Origin of the sequence: Aquimarina sp. Aq78 (assembly GCF_900299525.1) — a bacterium.
GTDB lineage: Bacteria > Bacteroidota > Bacteroidia > Flavobacteriales > Flavobacteriaceae > Aquimarina.
This window is the reverse complement of the sequence record NZ_OMKA01000003.1, coordinates 447403-465529: the sequence shown is the minus strand read 5'-3', so window position 1 is coordinate 465529 and position 18127 is coordinate 447403. Positions and strand designations below refer to the sequence as shown.

15 protein-coding genes and 1 tRNA gene are annotated in these 18127 nt (G+C 30.9%); 15 read left to right on the top strand and 1 reads right to left on the bottom strand.

Annotated elements, in window-relative coordinates; all coding sequences use genetic code 11:
• The first annotated feature begins 2 nt into the window (after positions 1-2).
• From DG435_RS06885 to DG435_RS06840, 11 genes are all read left to right on the top strand, one after another.
• Positions 3-1025, top strand: a complete 1023-nt coding sequence (locus DG435_RS06885) for a cytochrome d ubiquinol oxidase subunit II (protein ID WP_106792169.1) — start codon at positions 3-5, stop codon at positions 1023-1025.
• 255 nt (positions 1026-1280) lie between these two features.
• The gene (locus DG435_RS25485) at positions 1281-1427 is read left to right on the top strand and encodes a hypothetical protein (protein ID WP_159025531.1); all 147 of its coding nucleotides are present in this window, start codon (positions 1281-1283) and stop codon (positions 1425-1427) included.
• 33 nt (positions 1428-1460) lie between these two features.
• On the top strand, positions 1461-1664 hold the full coding sequence (locus tag DG435_RS06880) for a hypothetical protein (RefSeq protein ID WP_106792170.1): 204 nt from the start codon (positions 1461-1463) through the stop codon (positions 1662-1664).
• A 246-nt stretch (positions 1665-1910) separates the two neighbouring features.
• Positions 1911-1985 (top strand) — tRNA-Pro (locus tag DG435_RS06875).
• A 177-nt stretch (positions 1986-2162) separates the two neighbouring features.
• A complete protein-coding gene (locus tag DG435_RS06870) occupies positions 2163-3344 on the top strand; it encodes an AraC family transcriptional regulator (RefSeq protein ID WP_106792171.1) in 1182 nt (393 codons plus the stop codon).
• Positions 3345-3464: 120 nt separating this feature from the next.
• Entirely contained in the window at positions 3465-4652 is a 1188-nt protein-coding gene (locus DG435_RS06865) for an acyltransferase family protein (RefSeq protein WP_106792172.1), read from the top strand.
• Positions 4653-4682: 30 nt separating this feature from the next.
• Entirely contained in the window at positions 4683-5390 is a 708-nt protein-coding gene (locus DG435_RS06860; RefSeq protein ID WP_159025532.1) for a DUF6090 family protein, read from the top strand.
• A 51-nt stretch (positions 5391-5441) separates the two neighbouring features.
• Positions 5442-7223 (top strand): helix-turn-helix domain-containing protein, encoded by a 1782-nt coding sequence (locus DG435_RS06855; RefSeq protein WP_159025533.1) that lies wholly within the window; start codon positions 5442-5444, stop codon positions 7221-7223.
• A gap of 174 nt (positions 7224-7397) precedes the next feature.
• Positions 7398-8081 carry a M23 family metallopeptidase gene (locus DG435_RS06850; protein ID WP_106792175.1) on the top strand — a complete coding sequence of 228 codons (684 nt, stop codon included), beginning with the start codon at positions 7398-7400 and terminating at the stop codon, positions 8079-8081.
• A 27-nt stretch (positions 8082-8108) separates the two neighbouring features.
• A complete protein-coding gene (locus DG435_RS06845; RefSeq protein ID WP_106792176.1) occupies positions 8109-8318 on the top strand; it encodes a hypothetical protein in 210 nt (69 codons plus the stop codon).
• 157 nt (positions 8319-8475) lie between these two features.
• Complete coding sequence (locus DG435_RS06840; RefSeq protein WP_159025534.1) at positions 8476-9822, top strand: serine hydrolase; 1347 nt, start codon at positions 8476-8478, stop codon at positions 9820-9822.
• A gap of 705 nt (positions 9823-10527) precedes the next feature.
• Here the strand turns inward: DG435_RS06840 and DG435_RS06835 are convergent.
• Positions 10528-12621: a thioredoxin domain-containing protein gene (locus DG435_RS06835; protein ID WP_106792178.1), complete on the bottom strand. Its 2094-nt coding sequence runs from the start codon at positions 12619-12621 to the stop codon at positions 10528-10530.
• A gap of 240 nt (positions 12622-12861) precedes the next feature.
• Between DG435_RS06835 and DG435_RS06830 the strand changes: the two genes are divergently transcribed.
• From DG435_RS06830 to DG435_RS06815, 4 genes are all read left to right on the top strand, one after another.
• Positions 12862-16155, top strand: a complete 3294-nt coding sequence (locus DG435_RS06830; protein ID WP_106792179.1) for a VCBS repeat-containing protein — start codon at positions 12862-12864, stop codon at positions 16153-16155.
• Between the two features lie 190 nt (positions 16156-16345).
• Complete coding sequence (locus DG435_RS06825; RefSeq protein ID WP_234387078.1) at positions 16346-16906, top strand: GNAT family N-acetyltransferase; 561 nt, start codon at positions 16346-16348, stop codon at positions 16904-16906.
• Between the two features lie 2 nt (positions 16907-16908).
• A complete protein-coding gene (locus DG435_RS06820) occupies positions 16909-17490 on the top strand; it encodes a Crp/Fnr family transcriptional regulator (RefSeq protein ID WP_106792181.1) in 582 nt (193 codons plus the stop codon).
• A 78-nt stretch (positions 17491-17568) separates the two neighbouring features.
• Positions 17569-18099, top strand: a complete 531-nt coding sequence (locus DG435_RS06815; RefSeq protein WP_106792182.1) for an NADPH-dependent FMN reductase — start codon at positions 17569-17571, stop codon at positions 18097-18099.
• Positions 18100-18127 lie beyond the last annotated feature (28 nt).

The window sequence follows — 18127 nt, the reverse complement described above, 5'->3', positions numbered from 1 at the left end:
ATATGTTGTACGTTGTATTATTCTTTTTGATTTTTTCCTTGTATCTATATGTAGTTTTGGGAGGAGCAGATTATGGAGCCGGTATTGTAGAACTTTTTTCTTCAGAAGAAAACCAGAAAATAACTAAGAAAACTATTTATCGTGTAATGGGACCTGTTTGGGAAGCTAATCATATTTGGATTATCATTTTGATTGTAATTCTGTGGATAGCATTTCCGGTTTATTATAATATTATGGTAGTGAGTTTACATATTCCACTTACGATAATACTATTAGGAGTTACACTAAGAGGAGTAGCTTTTGTGTTTAGACATTATGATGCTATTATTGATAATTCTCAAAAATTATATGATAACATGTTTAAAATCTCTAGTTTAATAACTCCGATATTTTTAGGGATGGTATTCGGGGCATTAATTAGTGGTGAAATACGTATAGTAGATGACATTGGTTCCTTAACATTTTATGAAGCATTTGTAAAGCCATGGTTTAATGTGTTTAGCATATTGGTTGGATTATTTTTTGCATCACTTTGCGCGTTTTTATCTTCTGTATTATTAATAGGAGAGTCTAAAGAAGGACATGAAAATATCTATATTAGAAAATCTGCTATTGCTACAATTATTGTTTTTGTTGTAGGACTGTTAACTTTTGGATATGGATACATCTCAGGGAATGTATTCGTACAAGGATTTATAAAGAGTCCTTTTGCTATAATTTCTGTTGTACTTTCTGCTCTTTTATTATTTCCTTTGTGGAAGACTATTACTAAGGGAGACACTATATGGAGTAGGTTTTTTGCTGGATTACAGGTGTTTTTGATTTTACTTGCAGTTATGGTTTCTCATTACCCAGATATAATAATTACCCAAACCGGGAGTGTTAGTTTAATAGAAGACATAGCTCCGGATAGTGTTATTAAAGTCTTAGGAATAACTCTTATTATCGGAGGAACCGTTATTTTACCAGGGTTGTTTCATCTATTAAAATCATTTAAAATGATCAAGATTCTGGAAAGAGATTAATAAGTATACATATCACCCGATAACCTTTAAAAAGGACTTGATTTAAATTATTTCCTGTATTTCTATACTGATTTCTTATCCTAAAACATAGGTATTTCCTAGTGTAGTGGGTTTAAAAAGAGGTCATAAATTCTGACTATTTAAAAATTATTTTTTGGAGTCTCATAATTTGAGATCATTGCACATTAGTTTTACCAAAGTTTTCAATAGGAAGCAACTCAAAGAAATAATGTTTAATTAAAATTCAATCAAAAAATGAGAAATTTAACAGGTAAGGAATTAAGAGAAACTAACGGGGGAATAGATGGTTTAGCTGCAGCTTTGGCTGAGATAGCAAGACAAATGGAAGCGATTAAGAAATTAGGAACATTAACAGGAACTACTGATGATATACATAACTAGTATTGTGTATACTTGGATACAAAATTTTCAACTATGAAAGATTTACAAAAATTAGGAAAGCCTTTGAGTAAGACTCAACAAAAGGAAATAAAAGGAGGAGCCGCAAGAATTTCAATTGGGGATATTGATGACTGCATATTTCCTTTAGCACCACCACCACCTGGATGTAACTGGCATATTGATATGAAAGCGTGTACGGCAAAACTTGTCTGTCTGGATCTCATTGAAATAAGATAATTTCACAAAGGCTATCAAAATAACTTGATAGCCTTTTTTATTTCATTTTTGTACAAATACCTCTTCAAAAAGAGTTTAAATATGGCTGAGGTTAAAGTGCAATCGTTATAAATTTTTTAAAATTTTAGTTAATAATCGATTCTCAAAAATTAGAATAAAAAGTTATATTTGCACTCTGATTTTTCGGGATGTGACATAGGACGGGGAGGTAGGAGTTTCGAATGCTTGGAATTTTTTTTTGAAATACGGGTAGTAGCTTAGTCCGGTTAAAGTGCTGGTCTGGGGGACCAGAGATCGGAGGTTCGAATCCTCTCTACCCGACATAAGTAAACTTCTTTACACAAAGAAGTTTACTGCTTTTTACACCTATATTTTTAGCTAATAATTTATATTGTTTATGTCGCTTCAAAAGGTTTATATAGAAAAAAATTTCAATTAAATTATTGTCAGGTATTGTTACTTGTTTTATGAAATTATTATTAGAAATATCTAATAAGCATGAATTTAGTTTTAAATTTGGTTATGCAACAAGTACCAATTCATATAAATTTTATAGGGGCAATCATTTTTATTGGGATTTTCTTTGGTTTTTTTGTTTCATACTTTTTGATTAAAAAATCACTTCAAAATAAATCTCCAAATCTCTTTATGGGGTTTTTATTACTTGTCTTATCACTTATAATGTTGGAGGGATGGTTTAATTATACCGGTTATATTTTTCAAGTATTATGGCTAACTAACTTTTCTGAACCTTTAAATTTTGTAATCGCACCATTAATTTACTTGTTTATGACATCTCAATTAGGAGATGAAAGAGGTAGAAAAGATGGGTTGCATTTTATACCTTTTCTATTGTGGTTAGGATATTGTATGTTTTTCTTTACCCAACTAGAGGTGTTTAAATACAATGATAATATTCGTGTTATGCAATTGGGAATTGCTGAAATTTCAACTTCAGAAGCCTATGCAGGAGATCCATTAAGTATTCGTAATTATGTTAATATAGGAACTATTATACATATTTTTGTTTACAATATTATACTCACTAGACGATTACTAATTGAAACCAAAAAAGAAGGTGTATCTTTTTTCAAAACAACCAATAAAGCTTTAAAATATTTAAGGAATTCGTTTTATCATTTCCTAATCGTCATGGTTATTTTAATTTTGGTGAAATCGAATTTTGAAAGTGATGTTGGAGATTATTTGATTTTTCTCTATTTATCATTTATGATTTTTATGACGGCATATCAAATTATGAATGATTCAAATTACTTTAACCAAGTGTCTAACTTTTTGGAAGGCCCTGTATTGAAATACAAAAAATCTTCTTTAGAAGAAGATAATAAAAAGATAATTCTGGAAGCTATAAAAGATCAAATGCAGAATAAAAAATATTTTACTAGCGGTACTGCTTCTTTATCAGGTCTGGCAAAATCTATAAATCAAAGTTCTCATCACGTATCTCAAGTTATTAATGAAAAACTGGAAATGACTTTCTTCGAGTTATTAGCTTCATATAGAGTAGAGGAGGCTAAGATTATTTTAAAGACGGATTTAGGTAAAAAACTTACTATTGAAGAAGTTGCAGAACGTGTGGGATATAACTCAAAATCTGCTTTTAATACAGCATTTAAGAAATTTAATTCACAAACCCCATCTGCATTTAGGGATTTGTAATTTGTTTATAATCAGTGCTGATTAGTGCTTCCTTATAAACTCGAACACCTTGCTTATAGGCTAATTCGTGTTGACATATAGACTGTTTATACTTTTGACTCAAATCAAAAACGAGCAGTTATGAATTCTCAAGTACAGACAAAAAAACAACGCCAATATTTTATTGACTGGCTAAGAATAGGACTAATAATAAGTGTATTCTTTTTTCATGTGGGTATGATTTTCAGACCTGAGCAATGGCATGTAAACAGTACAGAAACATTTCCTTTTTTAGAACCAATTATGTGGTGGTTACATATATGGAGAATGCCCTTGTTGTTTCTAGTATCGGGAGTAGGTACTTACTATGCGATTGGACATAGAACAAGTTGGCAATACCTAAAAGAACGATTTAAAAGGTTATACATTCCTTTTACTGTTGGCTTTTTTACATTAGTGCCATTAATGGTATATGTAGAGCGTATCGATAATTATACTTCTTTTTTAGATTTCATTCCACATATGTTTGATGGCGGCCCATATCCCGTAGGAAATATCTCCTGGCATCACTTGTGGTTTATTCTCTACTTATTCATTATTTCTTTACTAATTACCCCATTTTTAAATTACACCAAAAGTGGTCATTATAATATGGTAAGAGGTAAGCTAATAATGATAACTTCAAAAAAAATGGGATTAAATTGGGTATTACCTATCATCATCATATCTCAGCTAATTTTGAGGCAATATTTTCCAAATAGTACCCATGCGTTATACAATGACTGGGCATATTTCATATATTATCTTTTGTTCTTTTTAAGTGGTTTTATGCTATTTACAAGTGGCAAAGTGATACATACTCTTTCTAATAATAGAAGGTTATACTTATACCAAACAATACTATTTACGATCCTATATTTTATAATTATTTATTGGGTAGAGAAAAGTGGTATTAAAGACTATCTATACTTAATTACTAGTATAACATTAGCATGGTCTTGTGGTTTAGCAGCAATAGGCTATGTTAGAGTTTATTTTAATAAAGATCATAAGTGTAGAAAAGCTCTAAATGAAGCCATTTATCCATTTTATTTATTACATCAACCGGCCTTAATATTTGTAGGTTATTTTGTGTTGCAATGGGACATATCATATATATATCAAGCTCTCTTTATAATTTTATTTTCATTGATTTCAATAACAGTATGTTATTGGTTTATTATTAGACGGCTTAATGTTTTGAGAATCGTATTTGGAATGAAAATGAAAGCAAAGAAAGTACATATTGAATCTGGTCAAATTGAAAAAGAATTAATATTGGATAAATAATGATTGATAGTAACTTAAAAGTATAAAACAATGAAGTTATTCAGGAATATTAGAAAATCTCTAATTCAAAAAGGCAACCTAAAACGATACTTGTTATATGCGATAGGTGAAGTTTTTCTAGTAATGATTGGTATTAGTTTAGCTTTTCAAGTTAATAACTGGAATGATAATCGTATCAGGAATAGTACAGAAATTAAGTATTATGAGAATATTAAAGATGAAATCACAGATGATAAAGCATTGGTTATAGAACAAATACATTTCAATAATCGGTATATGGAAGAATTTAAGTATGCCAACGAAATTCTTGAAGCAAACGACCGAAGTAAAATTGATACGCTGGGATTTATAGTACGTAACCTTACTCAATATTCAGATTTTGATAAAAAAGGAAATATATATGAGACACTTGTTAATAGTGGAGAAATAAAACTACTTCAAAATCATATGATTGTGAATAATATAAGAGAGTTGGAAGAAAAGTACAATTACATTAATAGAATGGAAAACATTCATTATGATGCTATGATGAAACATGTAATTATTGCTACAAATTCTATAATTAAATTTTCGGATGCTTCAGTACAAAAGCCGAACCAACTATATTCTTATGAATTTCAAAATCTTGTACTATCACTACTACAAATCATGACAGAAAAAGACAAAGTTTATAATGAGGTTTTGAATGAAATTGAGACAATTACCAAATTAATAGATAAAGCGTTAAAATTACCCTAATTTGCATATGTAATATTAAATAAATTGTGGTTATAAGATTATCTTTGTGTTGTGATAAATACCCTGTCTATAGCAGTATTACCATTTGAGAATATGAGTTCTGATAAAGAGAATGAGTATTTTTGTGATGGTCTAACCGAGGAGATTATCAATACTTTAGCTCAGGTAAATGGTTTAAAAATCACATCGCGTACTTCTTCTTTTTTCTTTAAAAATAAAGATATTTCTCTAACAAAAATTGGAAAGGATTTAAATGTTTCAATACTCTTAGAAGGAAGTGTTCGATTATCTAAGGATACCATTAGAATTACGGCACAGTTAATTGAGGTTCAAGGCGATTTTCATTTTTGGTCAGAAACTTGGGATAGAAAACTCGAAAATATTTTTGCTATCCAAGATGAGATAAGCTTATTAATTACAGATAAAATCAGAGAAAACTTTGGCCATTTTGAAATTAAAGACAAGCTGGTAAGTAAACAGACTGATTACATAGAAGCGTATCAATTATATTTAAAAGGTAATTATCATTTCCAAAAATGGAACCCAGAAGATTTGGAGTTAGCTAAGGTATATTTTACAAAAGCTTTAGAAATAGATACAGAGCATGCACAGTCAAATTTTGGTCTGTCACAATATTATTCAATGATGGCAGGTCTTGGCTTTTTGCCAAAAGTAGAAACTTATGAAAAAGCGAGAGGTTTTGTAAATAAAGCTTTAAAATTAAACCCTCAACTTCCCGAGGCCCATTATGGATTGGCAAGTGTAAGTTATTGGTATGAATGGGATTTTAAAAAAACGATTCAGCATCTAAGCAAAGCTATAGAAGTAAATCCCAATTTTGCACCTGCTTATATACATTTTGCATTTCATTATTGCTTTTTAAAGAAGTTTAAAAAAGCATTAGAACATATTGAAATAGCTATTAGCTTAGATCCATTATCGTCTGAAGTATATTTTGCCAAAGGATATATACATTATATTATGGAAGATTATGATGCTTCTATAAAGATTTTGGATACCTGTTTAAAATTGAACCCAAACAATTTATTAGGGATTATAATAAAAGCTTGTTGCTGGTTAATGCAAAATAAGATACATCTTGTTATAGATTATTTTACTTCAGATTTGCCGACTACTATTGATGTTGCTACGAAATATGGAATACTAGGTATTGCTTATACTATTTTGAAAGACGTAGAGAAGAAAGAAGTTTATATAAACTTGTTGCATAAGGAAATAGAAAATTCTAAAGCAGAAAGAGCACAGTTTTTTATGTTTTTAATTTGGATTCATTCAGGAGAAAAAAAGAAAGCCTTTAAATGGTTAAAAGGAATTATTGGTACCAAACCAACCTTGATGTTAACCATATTTAGAGATCCTTTGTTAAATTCTATAAAACAAAACCCAGAATATAAGGAAATCACTGATGAGATATTTTTATCAACTTTTGATATTGAAGAAAATGATACTAAGAAAAAAGAACTTTTAACTAAAGCACAGCGTAAAAAGTATTCTCAAAAACTATTGAATTATATAGAACAAGATGCACCTTATCTAAATTCTGATTTAACATTAAAAAGCCTTGCATCTCATTTAGAGATTCACCCAAATCAAATGTCTTGGCTAATCAATCATGAGTTTAATAAAAACTTTAGTGAATTTATTAATCACTATAGAGTAGAAACTTTTAAGCGTATTTCTAAAGATCCAAAAAATTCTCATATCACATTGATAGGTTTGGCGTACGAAAGTGGTTTTAATTCAAAAACTGTTTTTAATACCTTTTTCAAAAAAGAAACCGGAATGACACCAATGCAATACCTTAAACTGTAATTTTAGCACATCTCCTACCTAATAGTATTGTAATAATAAGTTTGAAACAGGCATTAGTTCGTTCGCATTTATAATTCGGAACTCTTAAACGAATTCTTCAGTATATTTTTGTTAAAAAGGTAATTGAGAAGCTTTATACAATTAGAAAAAAAACTGAAATAAAAATATAACAAAATGAAGAAGATAAGTATAAGTGCAATTATTGTTACTATGTTATTTACAATTCTTAGCTGTTCAAACGATGATCTTCCTAAAGCAGCAGAAAGTGCTTATTTAAATTACAAAACTAAGACAGAGTTAGAGCTTCCTTTTGATGAGGAATGGTGGGTATTCTGGGGTGGTAGAAGTGTAAGAGAAAATTATCATGTAGCACTTAAAGAACAAAGGTTTGCTTTAGATATTGTACAAAGAATCGATGGAAGCACACATATCGGTAAAGGTTCTCAAAATGAAGATTATCACTGTTTTGGAAAACGTTTAAATGCACCCGGAAACGGAAAAATTGTTGATGTTATAAATAATATAGAAGACAATATTCCTGGGGAATTTAATCAAGATTCCCCAACTGGTAACCGTGTTATAATTGACCATGAAAACGGGGAGTTTTCAATCTTGGCGCATTTTAAAAAAGGATCGATAATTGTTTCAGTTGGTGATACTGTTATAAAAGGACAAGAGTTAGGAAAAGCTGGGAATAGTGGTAATTCAAGCGAACCTCATTTACACTATCATTTACAAACCACTGCAGATCCATTTGATGGAGATGGTTTACCAGCTCAATTCCTAGATTACTATGCAGATAATATTTTAGTAGAAATAGGAGAACCCGTGAGAAATCAAAAAATTAAAAACCAATAATTGAATTTTACTTAAAAAATAATATTGATGAATAAAAATAATAAGTCAATGGCTGATTACAGTAAACAATTTGAAAATGAAATACTTTTAAACTTTCAATTTAAACATATAACATTCAATAAAATAAAAAATCAATACGTAGCAACATTAATAGATAAACAAGAGTATGAAATTTTAAAAGGTTTTGGAGACACAGTCTTGGATGCAATTAATGATTTACATAGTGATTTAATATAAAAATGATAAAACGTTGATATTGTATCTTATGTATGCTCAGAGTTATAGACTTTCACTTACGTACTTGTTATGTCAGAATACAACATTTATTTAAATTAAATAATACTCTATTACTATTTAAATGCACATAAAATTAAAAATATGTATAGGATTCATTATGGGAGTTATACTATCTATAGCACTTGTATATCTAATTACAGATATGTTCAATACCTATATGAATATATACAATTTTGCCACTTTCTTTATGATTTTTATAATAGGTGTTATTGTGCTAACGGGAACTTTTATCATAGTTCAAAAAATAAAGAAAAGGACTATAAATAAAGGTGTTATTGCTAAAACGATTTTTATTTCTTTAGTAATAATGGATATTGTTTTGATAGTTTTTGGCTTCGCTTTTTATGATTATTCCACACCCAGAGATGTGCCCTTTGGAAAAACATATCAAAATGTATATAGTATGCCTTCTCAACTAAATGATGGATGGAAAGTATCGTCATTAATCCAGGAAGAAATGGATACATTAGTTTATAATACGGTAGTTAATAAACTGGTTAATGACCGAAGCTACAAACGTATGCATAGCATACTAATTATTAAAAATGGAAAATTGGTGGCAGAAGATTATTTTTATAACTATGATAAAAATACACCTCATGATTTACGATCTGCTAATAAAACAATTACTTCAATTTTAATAGGTATTGCTATAGATAAAGGATTTATAAAAGATGTCAATGAAAAAATTTATGATATGTTTCCAGAATATCAAAGTTTAATTGATTGGGGGAAAAATAAAAAGATAGTATCCATAAAACATCTTCTAACTATGAATACGGGACTTGATTGTAATGATTGGGATTCATCCTCAGTAGGGAATGAAAATAAATTATATAAAACAAATGATTGGATAAAAGCATTTCTAGAGCTACCATACAAAGAAAAATCAGGCTCCCAGTTTTCTTATTGCACTTTTGGAGAAATGATGTTAAGAGCTATTATTGTTAAAGCAACAGGTACGTCGCTGCAAGATTTTGCTAAAGAATATTTATTTACCCCTCTTAATATAACCAATTATAAGTGGACAACGGTTATGCCAAATCGAGAAGATATTGGCATTAGAGTATCACTTACATCTAGAGATTTTGCAAAATTGGGACAATTATATTTAGATAATGGTATCTGGAATAAAAATCAGATAGTCTCAAAAAAATGGATTGAAGCATCGGTAAGTAATCATACAACAACGACAGAAAAGAGGTTAGGGTACCCAAAATATGGCTTTCTCTGGTGGAAAAATTATTTTGACATTAAAGGGAAGCACGTTAATGGATATCAGGCACAGGGAAATGGAGGACAATTAGTATTCGTTTTTCCCGATTTTGATATGATTGTGGTCTTTACTGCTGGGAATTATGGTAATCCAAGAATGATTAATGGATTTAACATCTTAAAAGAAGAAATACTACCTTCTATTATAAATAATAACAACATAAATTAATACAAAATGGAACATTTAGCGACAATAGGAATTTTTTTTGCAGGTTTAGGAACTTTATTATGCAGTTTTGGAATCTTTTGGTTCGTCTCGATTTATCAAAAAGTAAATACACCTAAAGAGGAAAAATAAGCAAATCTCATATTGATAACTTTATGAAGATGATTCTAATGCTAATTACTATTCTAAGTTTTTTCGAACTGTAGAATACATGACAATTATAGCTACATACTTATATTCAATATCACTTTTATTTTGACAGGTGCTAAAAACATAAAATTGAAATGAGGAATGTATTGATTAAAGGCAAAAAACTTATATCTGAAGAAAAGAAGTTGAAAGCATAGAGAAGTCATGACGAAATAGTCGAGGGAATTATAGAGAGAATGAAGTATATGGGTAAACAGATGGAGTTACTTTTTTAGCTGCTATGGTAAGCTAAAAAAAAGAATCCATATTTCTGCTAAAGAAGAAGATTTGAATACAGAATTTGAGAATTACTTTCTTTGGGTAAAGTCAATGAACAAAGCTATTATACTTACCTATATGATCGTGAAATATAAAAAGAGGCGCTTACCGATACAAATCTGTTGCGGTTAAGTAGTAATATTACAGAAGAGATAGGAGGTTGAGAATAGTTTTAAAAACTTTCAAAACAACCATTTAAATTCATAAGCTTCTTTTTAAGTATAAAATAAAAGGCGTGTTTTATAATTGTTTGAGAGCTTGCTCTACACTTTGAACAGGAAGTTTGCATGCTCCTTCCTGGCAGACATATATAAAAGTTGCATCTTCTATATACTTGTTTTTAAATACGGGGAGTGAACTTTCTTGAGTACTTGCCACAACGATAGCATTAGGAATGTAATAAGAATTAAAAATATCTGCTATCGAATCTGCTTTTTTCCCTACGATTACAATCTCATAAAAAGGATAGACGGTATGAAGCTGTAAAGCACTCCATTTAGAAAAATCTTTAGCATTATCAGTTAGGTAAATCGCCATAGAAGATAGCATTTGCTTTGATTTTTCTGTAAGCTTGTTATCATAGTTTAGAATACCAAGTTTTTTGAGATTATGTGCCATAATAGCATTTGGCGATGGTATTACTCCATCATCAACTTTAATTAATGTCGATATCAATTTACTTTCTTTGGTATACTTAAACATTTTAGTAACCGAATCAGCAAAATGTGTAGAGGTAGTAGTGTGTAAATTATTTGCCCGATCAAGATATTTTGTTTCTCCGGTAATACTATATAAATTAATTGTTGCATCAATTAGAAGAGCATAATCTTCAATAAAACCCTCTTGCTGCGTACTACCTTTTTTATAGGTATGAATCAAAAAATCATTTCTGGTATTATTGGTGTCAATAAAATCAGAAAGCGCGATAGCTTTGGTGAGATACTCTTTATTTCCTAAAGCTTTATAAGCATCAATAAATCCATTAATCAACAATGCATTCCATGAAGTAATAACTTTATCATCGATAGCAGGAGACACTCTTTTCTGTCTTTCGGTAAAGAGTAATTCTTGCCATTTAGTTTTTAGGAGTGCTAGCTTCTCGGGCAAAATATTATTTTGCGCACTAAATATACTATCGTTAGAAGATTGTTTTATAATAAGAGAAGCTTCCTTTTCTGTACTATCAGAAACTCCTAAATTATAATATGTAGAGAAAATAGAATACTCTTCTTTTAGAACAAGTTTTAGCTCTTCTTTTTTCCATTGGTAATAGCCACCTTCTTTACCTTTGCTATCAGCATCTATCGCCGAATGATACCCTCCATTTTGACCTTTCATTTCATGTTCTAAAAAATTGATGGTCTCTTTCACTATTGTTTTATACCGTGTCTTTTTATAAACTTTATATGCTTTAGAATAGAGGCTGATTAATTGAGCATTAGTGTAGAGCATTTTTTCAAAATGGGGAACCTCCCAATGTGGATCGGTACTGTATCTGAAAAAACCTCCACCAACATGATCATAAATACCTCCGGATGCAATTCTATCTAATGTGTTTTCAACATGTTTTTTAATAGTGTCATTACCTGTTAACGCTGCATAGTCCATAAGAAAATCCAAACTATGAGGTTTTATGAATTTTTGGTTCCCGAGATCTCCTCCCCATTTTGAATCCCAGTTTTTTTGCCAATTTTTCACACTTAGATCGAGCGTATTTTTAGTCAAATGTGCATCATCATTTTTGGGTTCAATTACATTTGTAGCATGTATACCAGATGAAATTTTATCAGCATATTCGGTTAGTTTTTGAGGATCAGTTTGGTATAAATTAATGATTTTATCTAGTACCTCTTTCCACTGTTCATTGGTATGATAAGTACCTCCATATACAGGTTTTCCATTCGGAAGAAGAATAACATTAAGAGGCCACCCGCCACTACCTTGCATTAATTGTACAGCAGTCATATAAATATGATCCAGATCGGGACGTTCTTCTCTATCAACTTTAATGTTTATAAAATGCTCATTCATTAACAAGGCAACATCTTGATCTGCAAAAGTCTCCTTTTCCATTACATGACACCAATGGCAAGAGGAATATCCAATACTTACAACTAATAATTTGTTAGCTGCTACTGCTTCCTCAAGAGCACTATCACTCCAGGGTCTCCAATCCACAGGGTTATGTGCATGTTGTAATAAATATGGACTTGTTTCATCAATCAACCTATTGGTATATGCATGGTCACTTTTTGATGGAGTATCCTTGCATCCAAAAACAAATAGTAATAAAGAAAAAACGGTAAATTTTATAATTCGAGAAGTATTTAGCATTTCGTTACAAAAAGGTATATTTAGGGCAAAGTACAATAATTTGTATAATATCCCCAAGTACGACGCTTTAGAGATTTATTTATAATAAGAAATGTATAGTGTAGTGCCGTCATTTGATAAATTAATTCAAGTTGTTTGTCTATAAAAACACGCTGTTTAGAGGATAAGTTTACAATAAAAAAAAATGTTCCTTATTTTCAAATTCCCTCGAAAAAGGAGGACTTAATTTTTTAAAATATTATGCAGAATACATTTTACCTCATAGTGCTGATTTTGATTTTTTCTGGTTGCTCAAAGCATCAGAAAGAAGATACTACTGTTGTAGAAACAAAGCAAATTTCAACACTATTTGAAAAAGTTTCAGAAACTCATAGTACTATTGGTTTTAAAAATAAGATCGAAGAAACATTATATTTCAATTTTCTTAATTATTCATATATCTATAATGGAGGGGGCGTAGCTGTAGGAGATATTAATAATGATGGATTAGAAGACATATATTTTAGTTCTAATCAAGGCACTAATAAACTTTACCTTAATAAAGGTGATTTTGTTTTTGATGATATCACAAAAAATGCAGGAGTTACAGATCAGGAAGGTTGGTCTACTGGTGTTTCTATGATAGATATCAACACCGATGGTTGGTTAGATATTTATGTATGTAAATCAGGAGCACTTAAAGATGAGGGTAAAAGAAAGAATAAACTGTATATCAACCAGAAAAATGGAACATTTATAGAGCAAGCTGATCAATATGGTTTGGCATCCAGTGCTTTTTCAACTCAGGCTTATTATTTGGATTTTGATAAAGATGGAGATTTAGATATATACCTATTAAATCACAGACCGGATTTTAATAATAATGTAACGATAGACCCAAGAATCCAATTTAATTATCTTCCCGAAAGTAGCGACCAGCTTTTTGAAAATAACGAAGGAAAGTTTACCGATATTACTCAAAAATCGGGACTATTAAATAAAGCCTGGGGACTTAGTGCTTCTATTGGCGATTTTAATGAAGACAATTGGCCCGATGTTTATGTAGCTAATGATTTTTTAGAATCTGATTTTCTTTATATCAATAATCACGATGGTACATTTACCAACACCATCCTTAACACTTTTGACCATATCACTGCAAATAGTATGGGATCTGATTTTGCTGATATTAATAATGATTTAAAACCTGATCTGGTGGTTTTGGATATGATGTCTGATGATCATAAAAGAAGTAAAGAAAATATGGCATCGATGAGTACCGAAAATTTCAACGAGTTGGTTGAAGCAGGGTATCATCATCAATACATGTCTAATGCGTTACAACTAAACCTGGGGAATGGTATGTATAGTGAAATAGGGCAATTGTCTGGTATTTCAAATACAGATTGGAGTTGGGCTCCTGTATTGGCAGATTTTGATAATGATGGATTTAATGACCTTTTTGTGACTAATGGTATCCTTCATGATCTTTCTAACCAGGATTTTAGAAATAGAATGAAGACTAATATTCGTAATCGAAAAAAAGTAACATTAGACGAAGCAATTGGTATGATGCCTTCTAGCAAATTAAGTAACAAAATGTTTCTTAATAATGGAGACTTAACGTTTTTACCTGTTACCAAAGAATGGGGACTACAAGAAAAAGTAAATTCTAATGGGGTTGCCTATGCTGATCTTGATAATGATGGAGATCTTGATCTTATCCTCAACAATCAGATGGAAACTGCAAGTATCTATAAAAATAACCAGGACAATAACTATATATCGATTATACTTTCTGGTGGTGATAAAAATCTCAATGGTATTGGTGCAAAAGTTAATATCTATACCAAAGACCAACAACAGTCAAAAACGCATTATCCTGTAAGAGGATTTCAATCTTCTGTAAGTCAACGAATACATTTTGGATTAGGAGATATAACAATGATAGATAGTATACAAGTACAATGGCCTCAAGGAGCATATACTACACTTCAGGATATAAAAGGGAATCAATTGCTCGAGATCAATCAAAAAGATGCACAGTCAACCGCAGAGAAAACTAAAAAGCAACATACAAATATCTCAACTGTGATTGATGCTTCTCAATTTGGGATTCAGTATAAAAATACCGAACGTAATTTTGATGATTACAAACTTCAGTTATTATTACCGCAAAAACAAAGCGAAAAAGGGAAAGCACTTACCGTTGGTGATGTAAATAACGATGGAAAAGATGATTTCTTTGTGGGGAATGCCAAAGGAGCACCTGCAGCAATCTATATTCAGAAAGAAGATGGCACATTTAGGACTTCTAGTATTTCCGTTTTTCAGAATGATAAAGAATTTGAAGATAACCAGGCATTATTTTTTGATCTTGATAATGATGGAGATCAGGATTTATATGTAGCGAGTGGAAGTTATGAAGATCAGGAAAATAGTGATTGGCTTGTCGATAGAGTCTATACAAATGATGGGAAAGGTAATTTTACCAGAGATACTACATTTCCTAAGATCAAATCGATATCTTCTGCCGTGGCTGCATCTGATGTTGATCAGGATGGTGATCTTGATCTTTTTATTGGTGGAGGAGTAGTCCCGGGTAAATATCCTATGTCATCACTTTCATATATGCTAAGAAATGACCGAGGAAATTTTGTGAAGGGAACCCATAAAATGATCAAAGGACAAGAACAACTAAACATGGTAAATGGCGCTGTTTTTTCTGATTATGATAAGGATGGAGACGAAGACCTTTTGGTAATCGGAGAGTGGATGCCAATTACCATTTTTGATAATGATAAAGGAGTATTGATTAAAAAAGATATAGACGCATTACAACATACTTCTGGATGGTATTTTACGATACACCCTACAGATATTGATAGTGATGGGGATGTGGATTATTTAATAGGAAATATGGGCCAGAATACTAAGTTTCATCCTACAAAAGACAAACCACTACACATTTACACCAAAGATTTTGATCAAAACCAAAGTTTGGATATTATTTTGAGTAAAGAATCCAAAACAGGATTACTATTGCCCGTGAGAGGGAAACAATGCTCCTCTGAGCAATTACCCATGTTAAAGAATAAGTTTAAAACCTATGGGGAATTTGCAAACGCATCACTGTCTGATATTTATGGAGATCAGGACTTGAAAGAAGCAACTCATTACATGGCTAAGGAGTTTACTACTGTTATACTGATTAATGATGGAAAAGGAAATTTTAATATAACATCATTACCAGTACAAGCTCAATTTGGGCCAACTACAGATTTTGTTGTCGAAGATTTTAATAAGGACGGAGTAAATGACATTTTTGGAGTAGGCTCATTATATGAAGCCGAAGTAGAAACGATACGTTACGATGCCAATAAAGGATATCTTCTGTATAGAAATCAGGAAACTCCTCTACGTTTTTCTGCGACATTGCCTGCACTACACGGGTTAGAAATAAAAGCTGCAGAACGTATAATGATCGGTGATAAAAAATATATCCTTATGCAATGTAAAAATGAAGGGTTAAAATTATTTCCTATAGATTCTTAAACCCTGATTTCAGATCACACACTTACAATACCTTCAAAATTTAATTGATTTAGCGTGTAAATCTAGATTCGTCTTATTTCAAAAACATAAAAGATTAACTACCTTAGTTACCTGGATAAGAAATATACTCACCTGGGAAATTATACCTAAATAATGATGTAGTATTCTTTGGTAAAATAGCATAAAAATAATGAGAACACGTATTGGTAAAGTAGCTGATATAAAAGGAATTCTTTCACTTCAGGAAAAGAACCTGTTTAGTAATTTAACCGAAAAAGAACGAGAAACAGGTTTTGTGACCACCCCATTTACTACTAGTCAAATTGAAGAGATTATAAAGCAAAACGGAATTTTTATTGCAGAAAATGATAATGATGTAATTGTGGCTTATGCTTTTGCCGGAAACTGGAAATATTTTGAGCAATGGGAAATTTTTAATGTTATGATATCTCGTTTTCCAAAATTATCATTCGAAGGATATCAAATTTCAACAGAAAATAGTTTTCAATACGGGCCGGTTTGTATTGATAAGGATTACCGTGGTAAAGGACTGCTAAATTTGATTTTTGAAGAAATGAGAATCGAATTCATAAAAAAATATCCTATTAGCATAACATTTATAAATAAAGTGAATGTTATTTCTGAAAAAGCACATACTAAGAAATTGGGCTGGAAAATAATAGATGAATTCGAGTTTAATAACAATTCGTATATCGGACTTGCTTTTGATATGAAAAAATCAGTGTTGTAGATATGGATCCAATTGATAAATTAATACAACATTTTAGAGAAAGTATTGTCCTTACAGATCATGATGCCAATTGCGTTAGTGAATGTTTTCATGCGGTAACTTTAAAAAAGAAAGAAGTTCTGTTGTATACAGGGGAGGTTTCTTTACATATGAGATTTATAACAGAAGGAGCTCTAAGAAGTTATTATATGGATGAAGAAGCGCGAGAACATATCATTCAATTTGGAATAGAAGGTTGGTGGGTTAATGATCTGTATAGTTACCTTACCAGAACTCCGGCCAGACACTTTATCCAGGCATTAGAACATAGTGTAATACTACAAATTCATCGGGATACATTAAATCAATTATATGACCAGGTACCGGCAATAGAACGTTTTTTTAGGTTTAAGTTTGAAAAAGCATATGTTGCTTTGCAAGATCGTACACTTAATACTTTAAGTAAAACAGCGGAAGAACGATATTTTGAGTTTCGTTCAAAATATAGGGATATCGAACAGCGTGTTCCGCAATACATGATTGCTTCATATTTAGGAATGACTCCAGAGTTTTTAAGCGCATTAAGAAAAAAAACTGGAATATGATCCGTTCTTAAGATACCTTAAGATTTTTAATGCCAAATAGCAGTTAGTTTGTACTAAATAATTTAAAAAATAGTACAAATGAAAAAAATCCTTGCTTTTTCGGGAAGTAATAACCCTAAATCAATCAATCAACAATTATTGATTGCAGCAGTCAATAAAATCGATGAGCATACTAATGTACATCTCATACAATTATCAGATTATATAGTTCCTATTTATAGTCCGGTCATAGAAGAGAAAGGTATTCCAAAACCGATAAAAGAGCTTTTTCAACTTTTTACAAAGGCAGAAGGGTTTATGATTGCTTCACCAGAGCATAACGGACTTCCTTCATCTTTTTTCAAAAACATCATAGATTGGCTTTCAAGAATCGATCAACGATTTTTTGGAGACAAACCCGTAGTGTTAATGAGCACCTCTCCTGGAGTAACAGGAGGAGCATCACATCTTCAGATTTTAGAAAAACTCTTCCCAATATGGGGTGGGAACCTATCTGGTATATATTCTTTAGGAGATTTTAATAACAAGTTTGATGTAAACAATTCATCAATTCTAGATCCATTAGAGAACGCAAAACTAGACAAAGAAGTTAAGACATTAATGCAATAAATAAGTATTCACTCTATAAAAACAAAAA

Bases quoted from the DNA above. Each gene is read 5' to 3' on its own strand.
- DG435_RS06885 (WP_106792169.1), top strand. From the start codon at position 3: ATGTTGTACGTTGTATTATTCTTTTTGATTTTTTCCTTGTATCTATAT.
- DG435_RS25485 (WP_159025531.1), top strand. From the start codon at position 1,281: ATGAGAAATTTAACAGGTAAGGAATTAAGAGAAACTAACGGGGGAATA.
- DG435_RS06880 (WP_106792170.1), top strand. From the start codon at position 1,461: ATGAAAGATTTACAAAAATTAGGAAAGCCTTTGAGTAAGACTCAACAA.
- DG435_RS06870 (WP_106792171.1), top strand. From the start codon at position 2,163: ATGAATTTAGTTTTAAATTTGGTTATGCAACAAGTACCAATTCATATA.
- DG435_RS06865 (WP_106792172.1), top strand. From the start codon at position 3,465: ATGAATTCTCAAGTACAGACAAAAAAACAACGCCAATATTTTATTGAC.
- DG435_RS06860 (WP_159025532.1), top strand. From the start codon at position 4,683: ATGAAGTTATTCAGGAATATTAGAAAATCTCTAATTCAAAAAGGCAAC.
- DG435_RS06850 (WP_106792175.1), top strand. From the start codon at position 7,398: ATGAAGAAGATAAGTATAAGTGCAATTATTGTTACTATGTTATTTACA.
- DG435_RS06845 (WP_106792176.1), top strand. From the start codon at position 8,109: ATGAATAAAAATAATAAGTCAATGGCTGATTACAGTAAACAATTTGAA.
- DG435_RS06840 (WP_159025534.1), top strand. From the start codon at position 8,476: ATGGGAGTTATACTATCTATAGCACTTGTATATCTAATTACAGATATG.
- DG435_RS06835 (WP_106792178.1), bottom strand. From the start codon at position 12,621: ATGCTAAATACTTCTCGAATTATAAAATTTACCGTTTTTTCTTTATTA.
- DG435_RS06830 (WP_106792179.1), top strand. From the start codon at position 12,862: ATGCAGAATACATTTTACCTCATAGTGCTGATTTTGATTTTTTCTGGT.
- DG435_RS06825 (WP_234387078.1), top strand. From the start codon at position 16,346: ATGAGAACACGTATTGGTAAAGTAGCTGATATAAAAGGAATTCTTTCA.
- DG435_RS06820 (WP_106792181.1), top strand. From the start codon at position 16,909: ATGGATCCAATTGATAAATTAATACAACATTTTAGAGAAAGTATTGTC.
- DG435_RS06815 (WP_106792182.1), top strand. From the start codon at position 17,569: ATGAAAAAAATCCTTGCTTTTTCGGGAAGTAATAACCCTAAATCAATC.